This window comes from Acinetobacter sp. YH12200 (assembly GCF_013418175.1).
GTDB lineage: Bacteria > Pseudomonadota > Gammaproteobacteria > Pseudomonadales > Moraxellaceae > Acinetobacter > Acinetobacter pseudolwoffii.
Map to the genome: position 1 here is coordinate 1 of NZ_VPCO01000027.1, position 25188 is coordinate 25188.

Here is a 25188-nt window from a genome sequence, read left to right on the forward strand (position 1 = left end):
AAAGTTGGGTGTATTTCTTCATTGTGTGCTTTCCAATTGCGAGTTGAAAAAGTCCAATGATTCTACGAATACACCTAACTTTTTCAACTAACTACAAATGTGTCGCACTTGAGATTTGAATCTGCGAAAATATTTATCTGTCCTTATGATTAGAAACGCCAATTATAGAACAAGTCAATTGCACGTTCTAAGGACTGACTCGCTTCCAAGTAAAGACGCTGATTCACCTGATAACGTAAAGTCAGTTTGTTCACCGGGGTAAAAACTCCGACGCCATAACGAAGATATAAATCAGGGGTAATATAGCCGGTCACCGACACCTGGGTATCATCCCCTGTTCCTTGTGCATCTAGTGCCAAACCACTCAAGCCAAACGTCCGTCCAATCTGGTTGGTCAGCGCGCGGGTTCCACCCAGGCCCAGACTGATACCTGCTGCGGCAATGGTATTATTCACATCAGATCTGAATCCTTCAGCCTGACTTAAACCGGATGCACCTTCGTTGATACGACCAGTAATCAAGGCATTTAAAGCTTCCTGCTCTGACAAGCCAGCATCATTATAAATCTGAATATTTGGGCTTGAAGCAGTGCCCGTCACCCGTACCCCGACCGTACTTCCCTGAACCGACTTATTGGCATCAACATCCAGCGTCGGATTGGTCAACTCACCATTAAAACGGGCAATGGCACGGTTCAGATCCAGACTCTGACCATAAGCTTCGATTTTCACCCGCTGTGATACCCCGATCGCACCATTGGCACGCATCGCAGTTTCCAGACCCCGCTGTGACAGATTGACCCGGCCCAATAGCGGAATACGGCTATCAAAGCCCTGGAATATCACTTGATTGCCCAGAGAAACCGCCACATCAGCCCGAATATCCCAAGGACGGGCAGATTTGAGAATAGCCAGCTGGTCATCACCTTCACGCACGACACGTACATCTGAAGAAAGTCCAACCACAGGTTCTGAGGCTTCAGGCATAGAAATTAGTGCACGTGGCACATCAACCGTACCACTTAGACTCAGCTTTTTATTGAATGGATACATGTCCAAAGTTAAATCGGGCGTAACCACGGCAGTAATTAAAGGTGCCTGACGAATCAGCAGATTTTCACCTTGCAGTTTTAACTGCACTCGCGGATCACCTTTCCAGTCGACTGAACCGGTCAATTTACCCACGCCACGACCACTGTTAAATGCACCATTAATACTGGCAGAATTCTGACGTATCGATGAATACAACTGCACATTGGTCAGATTCACCGGCAAGGAGATCATGCTGATCGAAGCATCTTTGACTCGAACCTCACCTTCCAGCAAAGGATCAGTTAAGGTTCCACTCACTTTTCCGGCATAGGACAAGGTGCCATCCAGATTACGGATGTCCTGAATAAAGGGTTTAAAGACTTTAAGCTGTACCTGATTAAAGGCAATTTCGCCACGCATCGGTTTACTGTCCCGATATGGATCAATAATGACATTGGCATACCCTGTCCCGATATCCGGAGTTTTTACATCCAGTCGAACTTGTAAGCCTTCTGCGACACTTTTTGCCACCAGACCCACTTCATCATATTTTAGGGTAGAACCTAAATAATCCGGGTCTTCCGAAGATAAGCCGACCACACCACTTCGGGTGACCAGACGCGCATCGATTTTTGGTTTAGCACCTTGCGCCCAGGCTGCCTTGGCATAACCGTTCACTTTACCGGTCAATGCCAGCCCTTCAGGCAGGAATGCACTGAAATCATCCAGATCCAGGTTTTGGGTCACAAAGGATACGCTGCCACGGGTTTTATTGACCCGAATCGGTTGATCAAAACACAACTGGCTTTGCTGACTCATCCAGCAATGTGCACCGACAAACAGATCAGACTGGGCCGCATTATAAATCACTGCCGCATTTTGACGCTGTACCAAATGAGCACGCAAAGAGTCAAAATCACCTTTTTGAATCTGACCCAGCCAGTTATTTTGTGCATTAAAGCCACCGGCCAGCTGCACAAAGAATTTTGACAGTTTATTTTCTGCCTGAACTTTAAGGATATGCGCCGCACGAGTACCGGCAAGTGATATTTCCCCGCGTACAATTTCCCGTGAACCGCTACGCAAGCGATCCATTGTGGCAGTTAATAAGGTTGCTGTGGTCTGCGAGGTCGGCAACTGTCCGCGGACACGAATTTTTTGCACACTCATCAGGTTTTTAAAGGCAAAATTATCAATCGAAAGATTTGCCGAAGCCTGCAAACGTGGCTGCGCCTGCATATTGATATAGCCCTGTGCACGACCTCTTAAGCCCGGATATAACTCATACAATGCTGGTGCGTTGACTTTGAGTTGCAGATTCTGCGCATTGCCAGTGGCCTGAATCTGGTTGCTGGCATAAGACAGGAACAGGTTATTGGCTTCAAACTGCTCTGGGACAAAACCACGCTGATTTGAATTAATAATGACTGATAAATTACCTGTGCCTCGTACCGGCTTGTTATTTAACATACCGGCCAGATTCAAACGCTGGATCTGAATGCGTTTTAAGGCATCTGACCAAACCCCTTGGGTTTTTACATTGCCCGACAACTCGCCTTTCAGGTTGGCATTAAAATATTGCGGCTTAAAGCGGATTAATGAAGCGTTAATATCCCAGCCAATACCATTTGCCAGATTCACCAGACCATTGGCATTAATCTTGCCAGCGATACCATCATGACGCAATTCATTGACTCTCAATACTTCTGGTGTACCTGAAACACGCAGTTTCAGGATTCCCTGACTGGCTTGCAACTGACTGGCATTTAAAGCCCCATCATAATTGACTGCATAGCCTCTAAAACCACCGCCGGCTTTTTCATTATGGAATAATAAAGCAATGGTACTGTTACCGGTCAGACGTACTGTTTCGTTCTGTTCTGCCAGGCGCCCAGTCAGGTCTACATTAGACAGTTTAATAATCTGCTGATTGGGTTGTGCATAGCCATTGGCCTTGATCTGGCCATTTAAACGGTCTATCGGTGAAGCCGCAGCCAGACTTCGGGTATTTAAGTCCTTGGCGTTTAATAATGCAGTCCATTTCAACTGGCGTTTTTCTTGTGGCAGTTCAATTCGCGCATGACCGCTTAAGCTACCTGCCTGTGCATTGGCGCTATAATTGAAGCTCGGCACATTTAGAATATTATTTTTCAGATCCAGTTTGGCCTGATACATGCCTGCTGGCAGAAGACCTTGTTCGTGCTGTTCGACTTTGGTTGCCACATGAATATTCTGCTGGCCTTCGACCAGTGCCAGTTTCACATCGCCAGACTGACTGCTGAGCCAGCCGACATAGGGTACGGCGCGGTCGATATTTTGCCAGGCAACATCCAGAAGAATCGGTTGTGCTTTATTGTCTTTAACCGGATTCTGATCCAGTTTGATATTCCAAGTTTCATAACGGTCAAAATCTACCAGCGCCGTCAGATGCAGGCCATTTTCCAGATTGCCTTTTGAGGCAATATTGCCATCCAGGCTAGGTGGTAAAAAGTCTTGTACGACTTGCGGGATACGTTCATGCTTAGGATCAATTCCGTTTAATCGTCCGTTCAGATCCCAGCTTACCTGTTCGTTCCAGCCCACTGTCCCGGCAAGGCTAACCGCACCTTTCATCAGCTGGCCATTCAGATCGGTAATATTGAGCTGATTGACCAGATCGGTATACATCACCGCGTTATACTGGCCTTGTGGAATATTTTCACCGATCAGGTCGGTACGGACGTTCAAGTCCAGACGATCGATATCTCCATTGAACTCGGCAATCCCGTCTTTCGTAAACAGTTTCTGCTCAGTCAGAATCGGCCAGTTATAATCCTTAAATTTTAACTCGCCACGCATCGGCACCTGGGGCCGCATTGGATGTACGATGGCCCAACCGGTTAATAAATCGGGTGTATTGGTCGCTACGCCTGCCTGAATCGTATCCAGCGTGCCACGCGCCCGAACCTGAATATCATGAATATTCAAGCTGTCTCTTAAAGAAGGCAGATTGACGATTGCGCGGGCATCCAGTGGATATTTGCCTTCAAACTGCATTTTACCCGTCGCTTCACGCACCGAGAGATAACCCATATCCATGCGGGAATCTTCAAAGTTTAATTCGGTACCAGACCAGAGCGCATCATTTAATTCGATATTATAAAAATCAACTGCCGTGGTTTGGGTTTTAATCACCAGATGATCAAGCAGCAGATGATCGACGCGCAGCACAAAAGGCAAACGGATGGCATTGAACTTGAAAGGTTCGCTGCTAGACGGAGTTTTATTAATAATTTGCAGGTTACGGACATCTGCTTCATTCAGATGAATTTCTTTTTTGATGATCGCCCGCCAGCCCAGTTTTACATCAGCACGATCAATTTTGACATCGACCGGTTTCAGGCTGACCAGCACATTTTTAAGAATAATTCCACGCCATAAATTTCCGCCTTCATATTCATAATGAATAATTTGCTGGCGTTGTAATACCTGATCTAGCAGGAACTTACTGCCCTGATTGGTCGAAAACAGCAGCGCCAGCACAGAGAGCAGGAAAATGAGTGAGAAAAGTACCGACAACAGGATACTTCTCAATATACGGCGCTTTTTCGGCACAACGCTATCTTGTGGTTGTTGTTCTGGCTGTGGTTGGTTCTCGACCATGATGTACCCAAATAACTATTTTTAAAAAATGATGTTTTATAACTGCGAACCAATAAAGAAATGCAGACGAATTGGGTGATTGTCATCAGACAATCCAGTCGCCACATCGATACGAATCGGTCCAATCGGTGAGGCCCAACGTATCCCCACACCCGCACCATATTCGGTCGGATTACTGAACTCTTTATTATAAGCATTTCCGGCATCTGCAAAAACCGCAGCACGCCAGCCTTCCCTAAACTGATAGTTATACTCTAAGGAAGCAACCCCTAAGGCCTGACCACCGACTTTAAAGCCTTCAATTTCCGGAGAAAGACTCTTGTAATCAAAACCACGAATGCTCTGGTCACCACCGGTGAAATATCTCAGGTTATACGGCACTTTGGCAAAATCTTCAGTGAAGATATAACCGGCATCGGCACGTCCAACAAACTGATGATCTGCATTTTCACCCAATGAATAGATAAAACGCCAGCCTGCATTTACAATCGCCATATCTGCATCAGACAATAACGCCTCACTACCCAGCTCGACTTTGTAGGTCTGCTTGAAACCCTTGGTAGGATTGACCCGACGATCGGTATCGGTACGTGAAACTTCATAACCGACCAGTAACGACTGCTGTTCATCTTCGGTATTAAAGCGAAACGCTTCCGGAATCTGGTTAAAATCAACAGAACCATTCTGCTTCAAGCGATCCAGACGGTAACGCGCTCCAAAAGTACGCTGCCAGTTACCCAGCGGGTTTTTAATAATCCGGTCTACACCCAGCACTGCCGATTCAATTTGCAGACCTTCACCTTGAGCCACGCCATCACGTTCTTCGCGCTCATAACCACCGACAATACTGACATAATCATTCAGCGGATGGTGATAAGGAATGTTATAACGACCATCGATGGACTGCCGGATACCGGACAACTCGAGGTTGGCATCAAAAGAATGTCCGCGCTTATTTACAATGGCGCGGCGGTACTGACCACGTAGGCGGATATCGGTATCTGTTCCATAACCCAGACCCAGTTCAGCACTGTTTAAACGGTCTGCATTTAAAGTCACAATCACTGGAACTTTCTTCTCTTCCCGCGCTTGTGCCTTTAAACGCTCCTGCTCATTTTCTTTGGTCTGCTGCTCGACCCGCAAGCTTCTTAAATTTGGATTTTCCTGATCGCGGCTACCGGCAAACTGGTCTTCATCGACGACATTTTGAGTGACTTCTTTAGCAGATGCCACTGAGCGATCAGGCTGTGTCGCAGTCGCCTGATCTTCAGAAAGTTTCTGTTCTTCTATCAGGCTTTGAATATCCGGTGCCAGCTCCAGCTCCCTGTCAACCGCATCAGGGCGAATTGCGTCCACCAGGGTATAGTTAAAATAGCGCGAGTTGGTCAGGTTATTGGCCAGGCTATTCACTCGCCAGAAGGTATAGTCTGCACCATCTTTCCAGGTGACCAGACTTTCGAGTACATCACGATCCAGCGGAAATTCCTTTTCAGGATCACTCATTCTAAACTCGACATTGCCCAGCTTGTAACGCTCGCCTGTCTCGAAACGTAGATTTACATCGGCCGTATTTTGTGGCTGTGCAATCTTGACATCATGCAAGCGCCAGTATGAATCAAAATAACCGTTGTTATTGGCGGCAGTATTAATCCGTTGTTTGGTCTGTTCATAATTGCCGTGATTGAAAATATCGCCCTCTTCCTGCTCCGGCAAAAGACTGATGACCTGGAATTGCGGCTGTTCCGCACCCGCTCCGCTAAATTCCAGATTTTGCGTGGTGATCAGCACAGGTTCATTCGGGGTGACAAAAACCCGAACGCGACTATCAGAGATTTTTTCAAACCTGAACTGGGCATTGTAATAACCGACTGCCTGTGCCGCCTGTCGGGACAAGGTTCGCAGTTGTGGCAAAGCGGAATTAAAGTCGCCAAAAGACTCCTGGGTAAAACTGGACAGTTTGGCTTTGACATTATTTCTTAAATTCAGATAGCCTTCAGGCTCAGCTCTACGATTCAGCATACCATTGCTTTGCGCAATACCTTCGCCGTTCATAATCACCACATCCGCACTAATTCGCGGAACTCTCGCGGTCATGATCTGACGTGGCGGACGGATTTTATAAAATAGTCGTTTAAAAATATTGGGACGTTTCTCATCTTCAGCAACAAGTGGCCCCGTTACTTCTGGCAAAGTCATGCCGGCTTCATTATTTTGTACAATAATCTGGCTGTCTGCCTGAATCGATTGCATCAACTGATCGACATTAACCGGCGCCTGATTGATTTCCAGCAGTTCTTGCTGGCTGATATCGGCCACCACCGTTTCGCTGGTCTGAGTATTGCGGTAGTTTTGTGCTTCCTGTTTGGCTTGCTCGGCTACCTGATAAATTTCATTGGCCATGTTCTGATCAATAGTCTGTACTGGCAAATCTTCCAGATCATCGAACTGGATCGGTGTAAATACGTCCAGACCGGAGCCTGCATTTTGCTGTTGCTCCAGCATCAACATGCTGTCGACAGATGCTTCCGGCTGTATCGCTTCTTCAATTTTTTCGGTGGCTTCATTTTCAGATGTGACCAGTCCCTGTCGCATCGCTTCTTTGGACAGTTCATCTACCATTTCTGCCTGAGAAATGGCCACAGGTGTTTCAGGCTGTTCTGTTTGTGCCATGCTCTGATGGGATAACATCATAAAAAAAATGCTCATACACAGCTGTGCCCCACTCTGAAGTGGTATAAGCGACCCCATACTGCGATGAAGCATCGTTTTTTTAAATTTTTTCTTTGCAGGCATGGCAAACTCGAAACGAATACATTCTTTAATTGATTATTTGACCGAAAAATATAAGCTAAAGAGCTTAATTAATTGGTTTTTACCTTTACATGGCTGAAAGTATCTTACATGATTTTTCTCAATGTTTACGCATAACTGACATTTCTTAATAAAACTTAATGTAGCACGCTCTATATGAACAAAAATGAACATTTGTTAGCTTCTCGGCGCTTTTTACCGATGTTTCTGACGCAGTTTTTTGGTGCATTAAACGATAATGTATTTAAACAAGCGTTACTCCTGGTCATCACCTACGGCTGGATTCAGCAGCAATCGGCCAGCATCAGCACCTTGAATAATCTGGCTGCTTTGCTGTTTATCCTGCCTTATTTTATTTTTTCAGCCACCGCCGGACAAATTGCCGATAAATACGAACGTTCACAACTGATTCGCTATTTAAAGATTCTGGAAATTGTGATTATGTTATTGGGAACCGTGGGTTTCCTGCTTGGCAACCTCTGGATTCTGTTATTTGCCTTGTTCCTGATGGGAACCCAGTCCACCTTCTTTGGCCCGATCAAATATGCCATTTTACCGGAAGTGCTAAAACCCAATGAGCTGATGTCTGGCAATGCCCTGTTTCAGTCCGGAACATCGCTGGCGATTTTATTCGGTATGATTCTGGGTGGGGCGGTCATTGCTGCATCTTCTGGCAACCTGATCTGGATCAGTTTAACAGTCGTTGTGATCGCCCTGATTGGTTATGGATCGAGTCGTTATATTCTCAAACAAAATATCCCTGCACCAGAACTGCAAATTGACTGGAATTTTTTCCGTACCAGCTTGCAAACATTAAAATATGCTCAGGGTTTGCCATTAGTCTTTACCATTTTATTGGGTAACTCATGGTACTGGTTTTACGGCGCAACCTATCTGACTCAAATCCCTCAACTGACCTTGCAAAATCTGCATGCCTCTGAAAATGTTGCCAGCCTGCTCTTAACTTTCTTTTCTGTCGGAATCGGGCTAGGTTCATATTTATGCCGCAAAATCGGTGGCAGCCAGGTCAATATCAAGATGGTGCCATTTGGCGCAATCGGTCTGGTGATCTTTGCCCTATATCTGGCCGCGAGTCTGGCCTTTGTTCCAGCACGTACCGGTGAATTAATCGGTCTGGCTGATGTGTTTCAGCAAGGCTGGAGTTATTACCATGTGATGCTGGCAGTGACCTTACTCGGGATTAGTGGCGGTTTTTATATCGTACCGCTTTATGCCATGATGCAGGCGCATTCTCCCCGCTCACATCGTGCGCGTGTGGTTGCAGCAAATAACATTCTGAATGCCGTTTTCATGGTATCTTCTGCTATATTTTCGATTATTATTTTAAGTATTTTAGAGCTTGATCTTAAAGTACTTTTTTGTATTACCGCAGTGTTGAGCGGCCTGTTTACCCTATGGCTGCTTTTCCGACTCAAACCCATGATCAAAACCGCGAAAACACCCTTGGAGGATTAATTCATGCGTCAATATACAGGTGTCGACAAGCTGATTCATTCTTTTGATCAGGCATTACGCAGTCTCGTCCCGGGCACGACATCGGCACAACGTGAAAATCCAGCCCAACCGGTAGAAACACAATTGACGGTGAGCGATGCCCGTCATGTGGCAGGTTTGATGCGGGTCAATCATAGTGGTGAAGTGTGTGCACAGGCGCTCTATCATGGTCAGGCCATGACGGCAAAACTTCCGAATGTTCGTCGTGAAATGGAACAGGCAGCGATTGAGGAGCAGGATCATCTGGCCTGGTGTGAAGACCGCTTGAAAGAACTGGATAGCCATACCAGTCTGCTCAATCCGGTCTGGTACGGCCTGTCCTTTGGTATGGGCGCGCTGGCCGGAATTGCCGGTGATAAATACAGTCTGGGTTTTGTCGCAGAAACTGAACGTCAGGTGAGCATGCATTTGCAGCATCATATCAGTCAGTTGCCGCCGCAGGATGAACGTTCTCGCCGTATTCTGGAACAGATGAACGAAGATGAACTGCATCATCGGGATACAGCGTTAAACGCTGGCGGTGTAGACCTGCCTGTTCCGGTCAAAATGACCATGACGGCCATTTCCAAGTTGATGACCAAAACCAGCTATTTTATTTAAATGAAACTAGTTCAATTTTAGCCCACTCATTGGTGGGCTTTTTATTACGCTTCAAATCTTGAGCGAGATAATAAACTCAAGGCATCTGGCGATCTTATTACTTATAAGCTCTATAAAATGATAGAGATTCTCCACAGCATCCTTTTAATCTTTTTTGCTCATTTCAGAAAGTAGGTCTAACTGGATTTCCTGGATTTGCACCAACCGTTCCCATTGATGCAGCAGCAGATGATCTAATTTTTCATGTAAATGCTGAATTTCCAGTTCAGCTTTTAAGTTGATCTGATAATCATTTTGCGAACGTAAGCGGTCTTTTGCTTCCTGTCTGTTCTGGCTCATCATAATAATAGGTGCCTGAATCGCCGCAAGACAGGAAAGGATTAAATTCAATAGAATAAATGGATAAGGGTCTGCAGGCTGAGTCACCATCACCACAGTATTTATCGTAATCCATAGACCTAGAAAAATTGCAAAACAGATCAGAAAGACCCAGCTTCCACCAAAAGTTGCAACTTTATCGGCCAGCCTTTCACCCAAGGTCCACTTTTGCTCTAATTCCGTTTCCACATTTTTGGTGATCAGTTCATGCTGATGCATGCTATGAATCACTTCGACCTCAAGATCTGTGACCTCACCCTTTTCCAAACTTAATAATGAATGTACATACTGCATGCGATAGCGGGTTAGATCTGTCTGACAAATATAATCTTGCGGCGTCCAGACTGGAATATCCTTGCCAATCTCTTCAGTAATGACTTTTCTGACCGTTCCCATCGGAGTAAGATCTTTCAGAAGAAAGTGCTTGCCGCACACCAAACATTTATGGCTCTCATTTTTTTCTTTCATGATAATTCTCTTTTTAAACCAGCTCACTCAGCTATAATTTTTATATAATTGTTTTTATTAAATAAATTTGATCCCTTGGATATCAATTATATATCAAGTCCGTCTGGTCTTTTGAATAAATGAATTTCACCTCGGTTTTATTTTGGATTGATAAAATACTTAACCAAGCGCACTATGATCTGATCATTCAAGGTAATTTTCAGATCGATTCAATCCTACTATCTATACATGACTTAAATTTACTATAATCATAATGATAATAAAAAAGGGCTTCATTGTGCGCCATTCATACCATCTTGAAAAACATTATATCGAACGTGCGGGCTGGCTTCGTGCAGCTGTACTGGGGGCAAATGACGGGATTATTTCGGTCACCAGTCTGGTGGTGGGTATCGCAGCCAGTGGAGCATCCACTGAAATTTTATTGGTAACCTGTGTTGCCGGATTGATTTCTGGCGCCGCATCAATGGCAGCTGGTGAATATATTTCAGTAAAATCCCAGCAAGATATTGAAACCAATGATCTACTCATGGAAGAGCGCGAACTGCAACGCCATCCCACCCATGAATTAAATGAGCTCAAAACGATTTATATACAACGAGGTCTGGAACCCGCTTTGGCACAACAGGTCGCTGAACAGTTGACCGACCATAATGCCTTGGATGCCCATGCCCGGGATGAAATTGGTATTTCAGCACATACCTCGGCTCAGCCCTTTCTCGCTGCATTTTCTTCGGCTATGGCATTTACGGTAGGTTCATTATTTCCTTTAATTTCAATCATGATTCTACCGGAACACTATCTGGATAAAGGCGTCATGCTGATTGGCGTTTTAAGTTTGGGGATGATGGGTGCACTGGCGAGCTATGCCGGTGGAGTGAGCGTCTGGAGAGGTGCAGTTCGGGTGATGCTGTGGGGAATTATCGCCATGTTATTCAGTGCGTGGATCGGATCATTATTTAATGTGTCTGTTGCCTAAATATGGGTTTATTTTTTAGTTAAATACAGAATAGGATTGAGCGGTTCTTCTATTAACATCACTGAAAAATGTTTTTTCGAAAAACTAACGGCTCTAACAAAACTTGAGTTTATTTTAATTTACGTTCAGTTTTAATTTAGACGCTTAAACCTTAAGATCTATGTCTGAGAGGTATTGTTATGGAAACTACGATCATTCTTGCCATCTTGGTGATCATTATCGTATTGCTGATTATTTTTTATAACAAGAAAAAGTAAAAGCGCGATGATGCATTTTTACTGCTTTGAGGGTTTTTACTGATCTTAGAATAAATTCCAGAGCTTCAAATCAATCACATATGAATTCCTTGTCGGAAAACCATGAAATCCTCATTGGATCACATAAAGGATCCCAAAAATTAAAATAACATAAGCCAAGATTTCTCATATTTTCATGTTTAAATGATTCCTAAACTCCACCTGAGCCATCTTATCTGAATTTTTCTTTTCATATAAAAACAAAAAACTGCATCATAAAAAAAGCCTGATCTTGCTTGATCAGGCTTTTAAATATTCGTATTGCATAAATTACATCAGCAAAAAATTAGGTGATTTGATTTAAATCAGCTGTTCAACTCTTGGGAAACAATGTAACTCATGCTCGAATACAGGGTCTTGCCAGATATCAAACATGGGAACTTTTACATCCAAAGCCAGGGGCAATTTTTTTTCATTAAACTGCATATCTCGAAGATCTGATCCCCAGGCAATCAGATCTACATCCAGGGTAATTTGATGCGATGGACGTGTCCGCCCTGATGCCTGTTCCAGCTGTTTGAGCAGCTCAATAATTTCTGCACTCGACACCGAACTTTTTAATAGACATGCCGTATTCCAGTAGTCAGCTCCAATGCCATCCCGGCAAGGAATCCTATAAATGGGAGAGAACTGGACTTCTCCCCATTCAGAAATACCTTGCTGTGCAGCTTGAAAATGTTGCTGAGGATGACAATTACTCGCTAATGCTAGAGCGAAAATCGTTTCGGTGGCGTTCAAGACGTATCCCTACAGAATTGGCTTGCGCGATAATGGCAGGCTTACGGATCGTAATATTAATCGATTCAATTGCTGTAAAGGTAGTAAAAAGTGCATTCAGCACTAACTTTGCTGCATGTTCAATCAATTCAGGCTGAGCTTCTTGAATGACCTTGGCTGAAATCTCACAAATTTCTGCATAATTCAGCGTATCTGCAAGAGCATCTGAATTTGATGCCTGTTCTAAATCGGTTTGAATGGTCAAATCCAGCATTAAAGGCTGAATAATTTGACGCTCCCAGTTAAAGCAGCCCACGACTGTTTCAACCTTTAAACCTTCAATAATAATGGCGTCCATTGGATTGCTCGAGAATATGATATTTACAACTAATCTCCCTAAATCCCTCTTTTATAAAGAGGAACTTTTATCGCTTATACTTTATCAAGCAGTGAAACACTCCTCCCTGAGCTATTTTAAAGCGCTGCTTTAAAATTTGCGCAAGGAAGGGAGGTCGGGAGGGATTAAATTAATGCTTTAACAGTAAATTCGGATCAATGTCCTGAATCATTTGCAAACGCTGATCGGCATAGATATCGGTATATGGTGCCAAAATTCGCATAAAACGGTCGAAATACAGCATTTGCTTAAACAGCAAAGCAAAGTCGCGCGGGAAGCGGATGCCGTGACGTTCACCCACAGCCACCATATCCATCATGATATCGTTCAGATCAGCCGGATTTGATGTTAACAGCTCCTGAGGGTCTGCCATCAATACGCCACTGAATAAACGCTCAAGATCCGCTGCCAGAACTTTGGTATCAATCTGCACAGCAGTCATACCCATTTTCAGCATATTCTGTGCCATCAACTCATAATTGGTATGTTGCAATGAATCCATAAATGCCATACATGCCGTCCATACCTCAGGTTTGAGCTGGCCAACAATGCCAAAATCGATAAAACCGACACGGCCATCTTCGAGCAGCATCAGGTTGCCTGCATGCAGATCGGCATGAAAACTGTTACACATCATCAGGCTGCCAAACCAGGTGTTCATTGCGGTAATGAGCACTTGAGACGGATCTTTAGATACCTTTTTCACCACTTCAAAATCGGTCAATGGCACACCATACAAGCGCTGCATGGTCAGCACACGACGGGTCGAATACTGATGATAAACTTTCGGTGCAGTCGCTGCTTTATTATTGGTGATATTCAGATAATTGACAAAATCATCCAGATTCTGCGCTTCTTCAATAAAATCAACTTCACGTACCATCCGGGTTTTGATTTCATCAACAATATCGGCCAGCGAAGCGAATTTGACTTTGGGCACGGCTTTTTCCAGCACTTTGGTCGCCCAGTGCAGTACATTTAAATCGGTGTATAAAATGGTTTCCACACCCGGTTTTTGTACCTTAATCACGACATCTTCGCCAGACACCAGCTTGGCCGCATGCACCTGTGCAATAGACGCAGAGGCCAATGGCGTTTCATCAATCGAGGCAAAGATCTCATCCAGATTACGCCCTTCAAATTCAGAGGCCAACACTTGCTGGATATAACTGAACGGCAAGCGTGGAGTCTGATCCAGACAGCCCTGAAATTCTTCTACATATTCACGCGGAAATAGAGACGGCGTACTGGCAATAAACTGCCCCAGCTTGATATAAGTTGAACCCAGAGATTCAAAAGTCTCCCGCATGAGTTTGGCATTGCTTGGCTTTTCAGTAGCATATTTAAAGCCCGCCTTTGCCGCAACGACCGCTGTTTCTCCCATGCGGGCAACTGAACGTATTCCATCTAACCAGATATTGTTTTTCATAATGTCTTAGGAAAAATTAATTACATGCAGTGTAGCAAAAAAATATTAATTTGCAGGCTTATCTTGCCTGACAGATCGGACAATCTGTATCTTTTTCGAAAGCGAGAATCCGCTGCTTAAAACTCAATCCATCCCATAACAGCAGTTTTTGTCTGAGTGGCATCAATCCCAAACCCAGATATAACAAGGCATGATGGGCTTGCAAGCTGGCCATCACATTCGGTGTGGTGGCCAGTACACCGGAGTTTGCACAGCGTAGACTTTCATCAGCCTGGTTTTCGGGTGGAAACAGACAGGCATAACAGGCCGAATCCCCTTCGACCATAAACAACTGGCCTTGCAAGCCAATTGCCGAGGCACTCAACAAGGGCACATTCTGTTCAATGCAAATCTGGTTGACCAGATAACGTGTGGCAAACTGGTCGCAGCCATCCAATACCAGATCCTGATGTTCGATCAGGTGCGCTGCATTCTCAGCCGTTAAGGCCTGATTCACATATTCAACCTGTACGTTCGGGTTAATCTGGCCCAGCCTTTTGGCGAGAGTTTCTGCCTTATAAAATCCAATATCCTGCGGCATAAATGCCAGTTGTCGCTGCAAATTACTCATCTCGATGGTATCCGGATCGATCAGGGTAATTTTCCCCACGCCTGCGCGTGCCAGAAGTTCTGCCAGTGTACAGCCTATCCCGCCACAACCAATAATGCAGACATTAGAAAATTTTAACCTTTCTTGAGCGTCAATATCCCAGCCATCCAGAAGAATCTGACGGCTATACAGATGTAGTTCAGCATCAGTGAGTTCAAATTCTGGGGAGATGGCATCCATGTTAAATGTAGACAACGTCTTTCCTTGTTTCGAAAATTTTTAACAATGATCGCAAAAATTAGCCTTACTGAAGTTTCTAAAGGCTGATAAATCTCTGGAAGATCAATCTCACAGTCAATTTACAGCATATCAATAAATGGTTCGGCAATCGTTGAGCCAAATAGCATATCAGCTAAACGCTCGGTATCAAGCTGCAGCCGCTATGGCTTGGCAAGATTTGTTGAATCACCTCAATTAAACGGTTCCGGCAAACAGCTCTTTCTCATTTATAAAAGGTGTCAGACCTGAAGTTTTTAAAATCTTTGCTATTGAATTCCCCTGTAAATCGAGCTGTCTTGTTTAGCAATTCTGTAGTCTCTGCCTGTATTTGAGTATGAAAATGTATGAGTTCAGTGAGACCTAAGGCATCTGTCTCTAAATATGATTAATCTGAAAATACCAAGCAATTTTTTCAGCTTGCATAAAATCGTATGGAGAACATACATGACCGAGCATAACAATACTCAACATGATAATCGTGAAAAATTATGGGAATTGATCAAGGATGTTCGTTATACCATGATCAGCCATTTAACCGACACACATGAAATCCACTCCCAGCCGATGACCATGCTGAACTCCGAGCAGATGAATGAACGTCAAAACTTATATTTCATCCTGCGTAATACCAATGATCTGGTCAAAGCAGCAGAAACAGGCCGTGGTCAGATTGGTCTGTCTTTTGCAAAACCATCAGATGGTATTTATGTGTCGATTAGTGCACATGCTCAGATCAGTACTGACCGCATCTTGATTGAGCAATTATGGAATCCCTGGGCTGAAAACTGGTTTGAAGGCAAGGATGATCCGACTGTACGGGTATTGATTGCTGAAGCAGTCAGCGCAGAATATTGGAATGTAACAGACAACAAAGTCACCCAGCTTTTTAAAGCCTTAAAAGGCGGCGTTACCGGTGAAGCGGGCGAACCGCATGCAGAGCATCAAAAAGTGAATTTACAAGGCAATATCTGGTGAGTAACGAGATTTAGCCTCTTTATATTAAGAGGCTAAATTTTTGATATATTTAATTTTAAATACTAATGTAATTTTACTGTAATGACATAAAAAATTATAACTTTTGCTTGCCTTAATCTGCTCTCTTAAAAATATAAGCTTGAGAAAATCAGCTTAATATCTGACTAAAATTTAACTAGAAAATGATTATTCCTCAAATACCAAAGGCTGCCATGGTAGCCTTTGAGCATTCAATCAAAAAATTAATTTGAAAAATTAACTGACTCGCTTCATCTCTTGAAGTTTGGCAACTTCCTGCTGTTTGAGTAAATTACGCTGAATCTTGCCACTCGATGTTTTAGGCAAAGATGTCACAAACTCAATTTCTTTCGGATAGGCATGTTTGGACAATCTTGAACGTACATAACTTTGCAGTTTTAACATTAAATCCTCAGTAGCTGGATAAGCCGATTTAAGCACCACAAAGGCTTTCACAATTTCTGTCCGTTCTGGATCTGGTTTACCGACGACTGCAGATTCAAGCACTTCTTCACATTCCAGCAAGGTACTTTCCACATCAAAAGGCCCCACCCGATAGCCTGAGGTTGTAATGACATCGTCCGCACGTCCAATAAAATCAATACCGCCATATTCATTCAGTTTTACAGTGTCGCCGGTTAAATAATACTGCCCGACAAAAGACTTTCGATTATGACCGGCATAGCCTTTAAACCACATCAAGGGTGAAGCCGAACAGTCAATTGCCAAGATTCCAATCCCGCCTTTTTCGACTTCCTGATGTTCTGGGTTCAATACCGCAAAGCGATGCCCCGGAATCGCAAATCCAGCTGAACCCACTTTTTTATGATGCTCCAAGCCATGATGATTGGCGATCACCATACCGAGTTCAGTCTGTCCATATTGATCATAAATATTCACATTTAAATCATGATTGAACCACTGGATCACTTCAGGCGTAAGCGGTTCACCTGCACTACTGACCACACGCAAATGCGAACTGATGTCTGCATCAAATTTTTCTTTAAAGCCAAAGAACATCCGGAATGCAGTTGGCGAGCCAGTCAGGTTACTGACTTTATATTTCTCAATGATATGTACAGCATTATCGACGCTAAATCCACGTTCATCCATAATGATGCTATGACCTAAACTGAGCGGGCCCGCAATGCCATAATATAGTCCATAGGCCCAACCTGGGTCGGCCAGATTCCAGAAGGAATCTTCTTCTCGCAGATCTACGGCGTGCAGCATATAGCCTTTAAAGGCCAACAACGCTTTTAAAGGTACAGGAACCGATTTTGCCAAGCCTGTGGTGCCTGAAGTAAACATCATCAGAAAAATATCATTAAATTGGCCACTCACTGGCTCAAACTCTTCTGACTGCTGCTTTAACTCGGTCCAAAAGTCAGCATCCGGATAATGATCTGCCACTGCGTGATGTACGGTCAGAATATTTGGAATATTCAGATCATGCAGTTTCAGGCGCTGCTCTTGATCGGTGACAATCAGTTGAGTAGCGGCTGTACTCATACGATGCTCAATTGCTTTACTTTCAAAGGCAGTGAACAAAGGCTGATAGATAGCACCAATCCGCCAAGTGGCCAAAATAGTAATTAAGAGTGCAGGTGTTCTTGGCAGTAGTCCAGCTATACAATCTCCTGCTTTTAAACCCAGAGAATGCATATAATTGGCCAGCTGTCCTGAAGCAGTTGCCAATTGTTCAAATGTCCACTGCTCTGTTTGACCATTTTTGCCTTCCCAGATCAGTGCGGTTCGGTTTTGGCCAAGGTAACGTCCACAACATTCAGTATAGGCATTGATGGACTCTGCATTTCCAGCCAGATGTTCCTGAACCATATTTTCAAAATTGAAATCAACATATGCTTGTTCTAGTGTCTTCATGACGACAACCTCTATCCTGTTGTATTTTTCAGGCGACCTTGCCTGAGTGTGTCCACTTATCGTTGTTGTTCCTGCTGATTCCATCAGCATAGTTTCTTCACATCTAATTCATGCCTGATGACTAAGACATGAATCATGCTGCTTTATTTATCTTCTGCGTACTGTCTGTCTTTAGCTAATCAGGGTTGCTTGATCCTGGCAATTTCCATATCCATCAACCGAAATGCCAGATTTGAATATCGACCAAAATCTATTTTTTAATCAAAATCAACGTTGACAGACTTCACGCGCAATCACCAAACGTTGAATATCCGATGCACCTTCATAAATTTGGCTCACGCGCACATCACGGTAAATACGCTCTACTGGAAAATCAGAGACATAACCGTAGCCACCATGAATCTGAATCGCATCGGAACAGACCCGTTCTGCAATGGTTGATGCAAACAGTTTTGCCATTGAGGCTTCTTTTAAGCAGGCTAAACCAGCATCTTTTAAAGTTGCCGCATGCAAGGTCAGCTGACGTGCCGCTTCAATTTGTGTGGCCATATCTGCCAGTCTGAATGCCACTGCCTGATGCTGCACAATTTCTACACCAAAGGCTTTACGTTCATTGGCATATTCCACCGCTGCATCCAGCGCAGCCCGAGCCATCCCGACTGATTGTGCTGCAATACCAATACGACCAGATTCAAGATTGGACAAGGCAATTTTGTAGCCTTCACCTTCCTGACCCAGCAGGTTTTCCACCGGAATCCGGCAGTTATCCAGAACAATCGTCGCGGTATCGGAACAATGCTGACCCATTTTCTCCTCTAGGCGTGACACGATATAACCCGGTGCATCGGTCGGTACCAGAAAACATGAAATGCCTTTTTTCCCTGCCAATTTATCTGTCACAGCAAAGACTAATGCGATCTGTGCATGTTTGCCCGTGGTAATAAACTGCTTGGTGCCATTAAGTACCCATTCATCGCCATCACGTTCGGCCCTACATTCTAAAGAACTGGCATCTGAACCGGCCTGAGGTTCTGTCAAGCAGAAACAACCCAGCCATTCACCGGTGGCCAGTTTAGTTAAATACTGCTGTTTCTGTGCTTCGGTGCCATAACGCTGGGTAATCCCACAAGGCAAAGAATTCTGCACACTAATAATAGTCGAAATTGCCCCATCTCCTGCGGCAATTTCCTCAAGTGCCAAAACCAGAGAAACATAATCCAGACCTGCACCGCCCCATTCTTCAGCAACGGTCATACCCAGTGCGCCAAGCTCACCCAGTTCTTTGAGTTCTTGTGCAGGAAATTGTGCTGTTTTATCGCGTAAGGCCGCTGTTGGTTTCAGTTTCTGCTGCGAATAATTGCGCATCATGTCCTGAATCATTTTTTGTTCATCATTTAAAATCATTGAACTTCCCTTTCTATATCTATTTTATTTACTTCAAGCTTTTTACTATTGAGATCGTTGGAATGTCAGTTAAGGCGGCATGGATGTCGCCTGCGAAACTGAGATACAGGGATGTATCTTCAGTTTCGCAAAGGATTTTTGTTTCTTTTGATCCTTCAAAAGAAAATGCATGCTTAAACAAAGTCATTTAAATTCAATGAGAAACTGGCAGCTGTGCAAATCATCATGTCCTATATAAATCGAAGACTTATTTAGGCTGCATGCGAATCGCGCCATCCAGACGAATCACTTCACCATTTAAATAGCTATTTTCAAAAATATGCCCCACCAGCTGGGCAAATTCCTGAGGTTTAGCCAAACGTGATGGAAATGGCACCATTTGTCCCAAAGCATCCTGAACATTTTGCGGCATACCTTTTAGCATCGGGGTTTCCATAATGCCCGGGGCGATGGTCATCACTCGAATGGCTTCACGTGCCAGTTCACGAGCCAAAGGTAAAGTCATCGCCACCACTGCACCTTTGGAAGCAGCATAAGCGGTCTGGCCAATTTGACCATCATAAGCGGCGACCGAAGCGGTATTTACAATCACGCCACGCTCTTCTTCACCAGATTGCAGTTCATATTTTGCAATTAACGCCGCTGCATGACGTAGCATATTAAATGTGCCATTCACGTTAATATTCAGCACTTTTTGGAACATCGCCAATTCATGAATACCGTTACGCCCCAGCACTTTGGCAGAAGGTGCAATACCTGCGCAGTTGATCAAACCATTCAGTTGAGCATACGCATTTTCGACATGTGCAAAGAACGTTTCTACGGCCTGCTCATCGGTGACATCTAGCTGTACAAATTCAGCCTGCTCACCCAGTTGTTGCTGTAATGCCTCACCCTGCTCTTGATTCATATCGACCAGAATCACTTTGGCACCGTGTGCAACCAGATGCGTGGCTGTCGCTGCACCCAAACCCGATGCTCCCCCGGTAATCACAACGACTTTTCCCTGAATTTTCATATTTCTTCCCTGATAATTTTCCATTTGAGATACGACTTAATATGCAGAGTAAACAGAGTTTTTATTCTGTACAATTTCCAAATATCGCATCTTGCCTGAGGTATTTGGACAATAAAAATGAGGATGTCACACTGAACATGCATAAGACTGCACTGGAATATAGCAAAGGGACTATTTCGATCGACTTGGTCAAGGAAGCCTTGCTCGATGCCAAACGATTAGAATTTGATATCTCTACTATTCTAAAAAAAGCCAATATTCCAGCCGAAGTACTCAATGCACCTAAAGCGCGCGTGTCGGTGAGCCAGTTTGCTCAATTATGGACAGTGCTTGCAGACAGCATGAATGACGAATTTTTTGGCATGGACAGTCATGCCATGCGCCGTGGCAGCTTTAAATTGCTTTCAAAAATGCTTATGCAGGCAGATACACTAGAAAGGGCGCTACAACACATTTTGCAATTTCTCAACTTGATTCTGGACGATCTGCAAAGCACGCTTCTCGTTGAGGAACACTATGCCTATATCGTGATTTATGATTTAAAATCTACAAAACGCATGTTTAGTTATGCGACCTATCTGATGCTGATTCATACCTTGATCTGCTGGTTAAGTGGACAACGGATTTTGCTGAATCAGATTCAATTAAAATGTCCTGCACCACTCGATGATTTTGATTATAAAGTCCGTTTTTGTGAACAGATTGAATATCAGGCCAATGAAAACTATGTGCAGTTTGATGCAAGCTATCTGCAACTGCCGATTAAGCAGGATGCTCAATCCTGGTATCAGTTTATTCAACAAACGCCTCACAATTTATTGGTGCGTTTTAAAAATCCTTATGCACTCAGCACCCAGATTCGCAGACAGCTTCTGCAAGTTTCACCGTCAGAATGGCTAGAACTGAATGATCTTGCCTCAAAAATGAATATGTCCGAGGCGACCATGCAACGGCGTTTAAAAAGCGAAGGGGTCAGCTACCAGCAATTAAAAAATGAAATACGCCGGGATACCGCAATCGAATTATTGACGCGTACTGAGCAAAGCTTGCAAGACATCAGTGACCAGCTCAACTTTCAGGAATCCAGCGCCTTTCATCGTGCCTTTAAGAAATGGACTGGAGTCAGTCCGGGAGCTTATCGTCAAAACAATATTAGATAATTTATATAAAATAATACTTAAAAAATATTAATAAAATTTTATTGAAACTTAAGTTCATATTTTTACTGTGATTATAAATTTCAAGCCCTGCAGCATATGTTAGCAGGACTACACAGTCATCCAGAAAGCTTTGCAATTCATCTGAAAATAGCTTACTTTTCACTCAATTTATAGCACTTTGCTATTAGCTGTACTCCCAAATTTTCTCCTAAGTTGAAGGTATTTTCATGTTAAAGATGACTGATGTTCTTGAACAGAATCTTGTTCAAAACTTCGCCAATGCTTTAGTTCATTCAGCTGATCAAATCTCTGAACAGCTTAATCAAGCTATTTTAAGTGCCTCTGACTCAGCGCTTAAAGATGTTGTGGTTCAGTTCTTTAACCGTGTTGATGCAACTGAAACTGCGGCAGCCTTAGAAATTCCGGCAGATCGCATTGTCGCCCTGCAACAAGGTATTGCGCTCAAAGATGAACAATACTTGGCAGATACCGTGAAAGTTGTAGCGCTTTGTCTGGCAATGGAAACCGGTGGCTTAGATCAAGTCGAAGTCTATGACTGCCTGCAAGACTATCCGATGTAATTCTTTTAAAGAATTTAACAAAAGTGATGCTCTGGCATCACTTTTTTCTTTATAGGATAGTAATAGAATGTCATTAAAAATACTGGATATTTCAGATGTTAATCTAAGAATTTAAAAAACCAAAAAAAAAGCGACCAAATCGGTCGCTCTTTTCATAAAGAAGGATTAAAAATTAATGCGGCCACTGACCCAAAGTCACCCGATCATTACCGCCATAATCTTTTACGGTACGGACCTTTTTATAACCGGCCTGCTTAAATAGATGCTGCACGGCATCAGCCTGATCATAACCATGCTCAAGCACCACCCAGCCATTGACGGTTAAATGCTTTTTGGCCTGAATAATAATGTCTTCCAAATCAGCCAAGCCCTTTTTATCCGCAACCAGTGCACGTTGCGGCTCGGTCGCCAGATGCTGCATATGTGCATCATCCGGATCGATATACGGCGGATTTGAAGCAATCACATCAAAGAACTGACGGCCAAATGGTTTCAACCACGAACCCAGAACGAATTCTACATTCTCAATATCATGTTGTTCTGCATTATATTTGGCTACTTCAAGCGTAGGCGCATAAATATCTGATGCAACAATCACCCATTCAGGACGCTCCGATGCAAGCGATAAGGCAATTGCACCTGTGCCTGTACCCAAATCCACCACACGGGCATCTTCAGGCAAATCTAACTTTAACACGGTTTCAACCAGCACTTCAGTATCAGGACGCGGCACCAACGTATCTTTGCTGACTTTCAGATCCAAAGTCCAGAATGGTTGTGAACCGGTGACATAAGCCAAAGGTTCACCGGCAGCAATTCGTGCCAGACCATCCTTATAAGCTTGTTCCTGCTCAGGCGTCAATTCCTGATCCTTTTTCATCAGCAGATCAAATGAATCAATCTTGGTGATGTGTTCCAGCAACCAGGCATTTTCCTGACGTTCGTAACTCTCGGCTTCGCCGCGTAAAGCCAGCGCTTGTAAAATATTCATTATCCACCATTCTGCTGTGCAAGCATGGCCAACTGATCGGCCTGATATTCGCGATGCAGGCTGTCCAGCAATTCGGTCAAATCACCTTCCATGACCGCATCCAGCTTGTATAAAGTCAGGTTAATGCGGTGGTCAGTCATACGACCTTGAGGGTAATTATAGGTACGAATACGTTCTGAACGATCCCCTGAACCAACCAGATCACGACGCATTTCAGAGGTTGCAGCATCTGCCGCAGCCCGTTTGGCATTTTCTAAACGAGACACCAAAAGTGCCATCGCTTTGGCTTTGTTTTTGTGCTGCGAACGTTCATCCTGACACTCCACTACCGTGCCTGTCGGTAAATGGGTAATACGTACCGCAGAATCAGTTTTGTTAATATGCTGACCACCAGCACCTGAGGCACGGTAAGTATCAATCCGCAAATCCGAGGAATTGATTTCTACCGAAGTATCGACATCGACTTCCGGTAAGATCGCAACGGTACAAGCAGACGTATGTACACGACCTTGCGATTCGGTTGCCGGCACACGTTGTACACGATGCGCACCACTCTCAAACTTTAAGCGACCATATACACCGTCACCATTGATCAGGCAAATCACTTCTTTATAACCGCCGTGTTCACCTTCATTTTCTGACAGGATTTCAATACGCCAGCCTTGATTTTCTGCGTATTTACTATACATGCGATACAGATCACCCGAGAAAATCGCTGCTTCATCGCCGCCGGTTCCGGCACGAATTTCCAGATAAGCAGAGTTGGCATCATTTGGATCTTTTGGAATCATCAGAATATTCAGGTCTGATTCAAGCGCTTCAATCAAAGCTTTATTTTCTTTGATTTCCTCTTGTGCCATTTCCTTAAAGTCTGGGTCCGACAACATGGCCTGAGCTGTTTCAATATCTTCTTCAGCCTGTCTGTACTTGCTCCAAACGCTGGTGATTTCTGTCAGGTCATTATGCTCACGCGACAGCTGACGAAAACGTTTATTGTCTGAAATTACTTCTATATCAGCCAATAATGCTGTCAGCTCTTCGTGGCGGTCAGAGAGTTGGTCTAATCGTAAACGTAACGATTCTTTCATTTTTTAAAAAATCTCAAAACATAGGCTGCAACTAAAAACCGATTTAGCACAGCGAAATCAAAAAATTGCGCCTAGTTTAACGATTCTGGCTTCTAATGAACATCATTATTGAGTAAGTCCACGTCGCTATCATTCTCTCTCGGCAGCATTTGTTAACAAATAAGATTAAAAATAGTGGAATTGCCTTTTTTATAATCGATCTTATGCTTATTTCTTGCAGATTTTACAATTCATCAAATAAAGCAGTGAATTATGGAGAAATATCTTCATATTATTCTGGGCATGATTTGTTACATTTTCCACATCGAAATAAATACAGTCCTGTTAATGGACACGGAGTGATGACATGAAACTCAACGCACTTTTAATGAGTACAGTTTTAGCTGCTGGTTCAATGATGGCGGTAAATGCACATGCAGACAGTACAGCACGTGTTGCAGCAGCAAGTGCCTTAGGTAGTGTTGCAGGTACAGCCCTAGGTAAAAACATGGGCGGCAATACTGGCGCTACACTTGGCGCAGCCTTAGGTGGTGCAGGCGGCGCAGCAGTGGCAAGTAGCAAAAAGAACCGTACTGAATCTGCAATCGGTGGTGCTTTGGGTGGCGGTGCAGGTTATACCGTAGGTAAAAACATGGGCGGCAGCAATGGCGGTTATATCGGTTCAGCCCTGGGTGCTGCCGGTGGTGCTGCATTAGGTAACAAGATTTCCAAAGACAAAACTGCAGAAAAAGCCAAATCACGCCACTACAAGAAAAAACGTCATTACCGTTATAACTGATCAATGCGTTAGACCCCAGATATTCGTCATTAAGAGCACCTTCGGGTGCTTTTTTTATGACCTGCTTATAAGATTCAAATTCATGTAATACATAAATTTATTTACTCAAAATCATGAATAAATTAAGGAGATAAAAATCACAATTCGCCAACATTGCCTT

General features: G+C 43.8%; 19 protein-coding genes. 7 read left to right on the forward strand and 12 right to left on the reverse strand.

All coding sequences use genetic code 11. The features are described 5' to 3' along the window. Nucleotides 1-149 precede the first annotated feature (149 nt). Together FTU90_RS13920 and FTU90_RS13925 are read right to left on the reverse strand one after the other, a co-directional pair. Nucleotides 150-4673 carry a translocation/assembly module TamB domain-containing protein gene (locus FTU90_RS13920; RefSeq protein ID WP_074383214.1) on the reverse strand — a complete coding sequence of 1508 codons (4524 nt, stop codon included), beginning with the start codon at nt 4671-4673 and terminating at the stop codon, nt 150-152. A 36-nt stretch (nt 4674-4709) separates the two neighbouring features. Next, nucleotides 4710-7466, reverse strand: a complete 2757-nt coding sequence (locus FTU90_RS13925) for an autotransporter assembly complex family protein (RefSeq protein ID WP_159138309.1) — start codon at nt 7464-7466, stop codon at nt 4710-4712. 174 nt (nt 7467-7640) lie between these two features. Between FTU90_RS13925 and FTU90_RS13930 the strand changes: the two genes are divergently transcribed. Further along, complete coding sequence (locus tag FTU90_RS13930; protein ID WP_180072921.1) at nt 7641-8960, forward strand: MFS transporter; 1320 nt, start codon at nt 7641-7643, stop codon at nt 8958-8960. A 3-nt stretch (nt 8961-8963) separates the two neighbouring features. Further along, complete coding sequence (coq7, locus tag FTU90_RS13935) at nt 8964-9599, forward strand: 2-polyprenyl-3-methyl-6-methoxy-1,4-benzoquinone monooxygenase (RefSeq protein ID WP_180072923.1); 636 nt, start codon at nt 8964-8966, stop codon at nt 9597-9599. 144 nt (nt 9600-9743) lie between these two features. On the opposite strand, the gene FTU90_RS13940 is transcribed toward coq7, so the two are convergent. Further along, nucleotides 9744-10445 (reverse strand): DUF1003 domain-containing protein, encoded by a 702-nt coding sequence (locus FTU90_RS13940; protein WP_180072925.1) that lies wholly within the window; start codon nt 10443-10445, stop codon nt 9744-9746. Between the two features lie 277 nt (nt 10446-10722). Between FTU90_RS13940 and FTU90_RS13945 the strand changes: the two genes are divergently transcribed. Beyond that, on the forward strand, nt 10723-11424 hold the full coding sequence (locus tag FTU90_RS13945; protein ID WP_005097209.1) for a VIT family protein: 702 nt from the start codon (nt 10723-10725) through the stop codon (nt 11422-11424). A gap of 596 nt (nt 11425-12020) precedes the next feature. On the opposite strand, the gene FTU90_RS13950 is transcribed toward FTU90_RS13945, so the two are convergent. The 4 genes from FTU90_RS13950 to FTU90_RS13965 form a co-directional block, all read right to left on the reverse strand. Then, complete coding sequence (locus FTU90_RS13950) at nt 12021-12458, reverse strand: 2-amino-4-hydroxy-6-hydroxymethyldihydropteridine diphosphokinase (protein ID WP_159138311.1); 438 nt, start codon at nt 12456-12458, stop codon at nt 12021-12023. Continuing rightward, nucleotides 12415-12795, reverse strand: a complete 381-nt coding sequence (gene folB / locus FTU90_RS13955) for a dihydroneopterin aldolase (protein WP_074383219.1) — start codon at nt 12793-12795, stop codon at nt 12415-12417. Before folB ends, FTU90_RS13950 begins: the two co-directional genes overlap by 44 nt. Before the next feature lie 169 nt (nt 12796-12964). Next, nucleotides 12965-14263, reverse strand: coding sequence for an AarF/ABC1/UbiB kinase family protein (locus tag FTU90_RS13960; protein ID WP_005097212.1), 1299 nt, complete (start codon nt 14261-14263; stop codon nt 12965-12967). Between the two features lie 58 nt (nt 14264-14321). Further along, nucleotides 14322-15092, reverse strand: coding sequence for a HesA/MoeB/ThiF family protein (locus tag FTU90_RS13965; protein ID WP_180072933.1), 771 nt, complete (start codon nt 15090-15092; stop codon nt 14322-14324). Nucleotides 15093-15575: 483 nt separating this feature from the next. Between FTU90_RS13965 and FTU90_RS13970 the strand changes: the two genes are divergently transcribed. After that, a complete protein-coding gene (locus FTU90_RS13970; RefSeq protein ID WP_004731434.1) occupies nt 15576-16106 on the forward strand; it encodes a pyridoxamine 5'-phosphate oxidase family protein in 531 nt (176 codons plus the stop codon). A 255-nt stretch (nt 16107-16361) separates the two neighbouring features. On the opposite strand, the gene FTU90_RS13975 is transcribed toward FTU90_RS13970, so the two are convergent. From FTU90_RS13975 to FTU90_RS13985, 3 genes are all read right to left on the reverse strand, one after another. Further along, nucleotides 16362-18008, reverse strand: coding sequence for an AMP-binding protein (locus FTU90_RS13975; RefSeq protein ID WP_180072927.1), 1647 nt, complete (start codon nt 18006-18008; stop codon nt 16362-16364). 267 nt (nt 18009-18275) lie between these two features. Next, the gene (locus FTU90_RS13980; RefSeq protein ID WP_100355343.1) at nt 18276-19412 is read right to left on the reverse strand and encodes an acyl-CoA dehydrogenase family protein; all 1137 of its coding nucleotides are present in this window, start codon (nt 19410-19412) and stop codon (nt 18276-18278) included. Nucleotides 19413-19659: 247 nt separating this feature from the next. Continuing rightward, nucleotides 19660-20430 carry a 3-hydroxyacyl-CoA dehydrogenase gene (locus FTU90_RS13985; RefSeq protein WP_005097220.1) on the reverse strand — a complete coding sequence of 257 codons (771 nt, stop codon included), beginning with the start codon at nt 20428-20430 and terminating at the stop codon, nt 19660-19662. A gap of 137 nt (nt 20431-20567) precedes the next feature. Here FTU90_RS13985 and FTU90_RS13990 point away from each other — a divergent pair, with 137 nt between their 5' ends. Next, nucleotides 20568-21590, forward strand: coding sequence for an AraC family transcriptional regulator (locus FTU90_RS13990; protein ID WP_180072929.1), 1023 nt, complete (start codon nt 20568-20570; stop codon nt 21588-21590). 227 nt (nt 21591-21817) lie between these two features. Beyond that, the gene (locus FTU90_RS13995; RefSeq protein WP_005170516.1) at nt 21818-22171 is read left to right on the forward strand and encodes a hypothetical protein; all 354 of its coding nucleotides are present in this window, start codon (nt 21818-21820) and stop codon (nt 22169-22171) included. A gap of 172 nt (nt 22172-22343) precedes the next feature. Here the strand turns inward: FTU90_RS13995 and prmC are convergent, their stop codons facing one another. Next, a complete protein-coding gene (prmC, locus tag FTU90_RS14000; RefSeq protein ID WP_005097223.1) occupies nt 22344-23162 on the reverse strand; it encodes a peptide chain release factor N(5)-glutamine methyltransferase in 819 nt (272 codons plus the stop codon). After that, nucleotides 23162-24250, reverse strand: coding sequence for a peptide chain release factor 1 (gene prfA / locus FTU90_RS14005; RefSeq protein ID WP_005097224.1), 1089 nt, complete (start codon nt 24248-24250; stop codon nt 23162-23164). Before prfA ends, prmC begins: the two co-directional genes overlap by 1 nt. A gap of 346 nt (nt 24251-24596) precedes the next feature. Here prfA and FTU90_RS14010 point away from each other — a divergent pair, with 346 nt between their 5' ends. Continuing rightward, a complete protein-coding gene (locus FTU90_RS14010; RefSeq protein WP_005097225.1) occupies nt 24597-25028 on the forward strand; it encodes a glycine zipper 2TM domain-containing protein in 432 nt (143 codons plus the stop codon). Nucleotides 25029-25188: the final 160 nt, after the last annotated feature.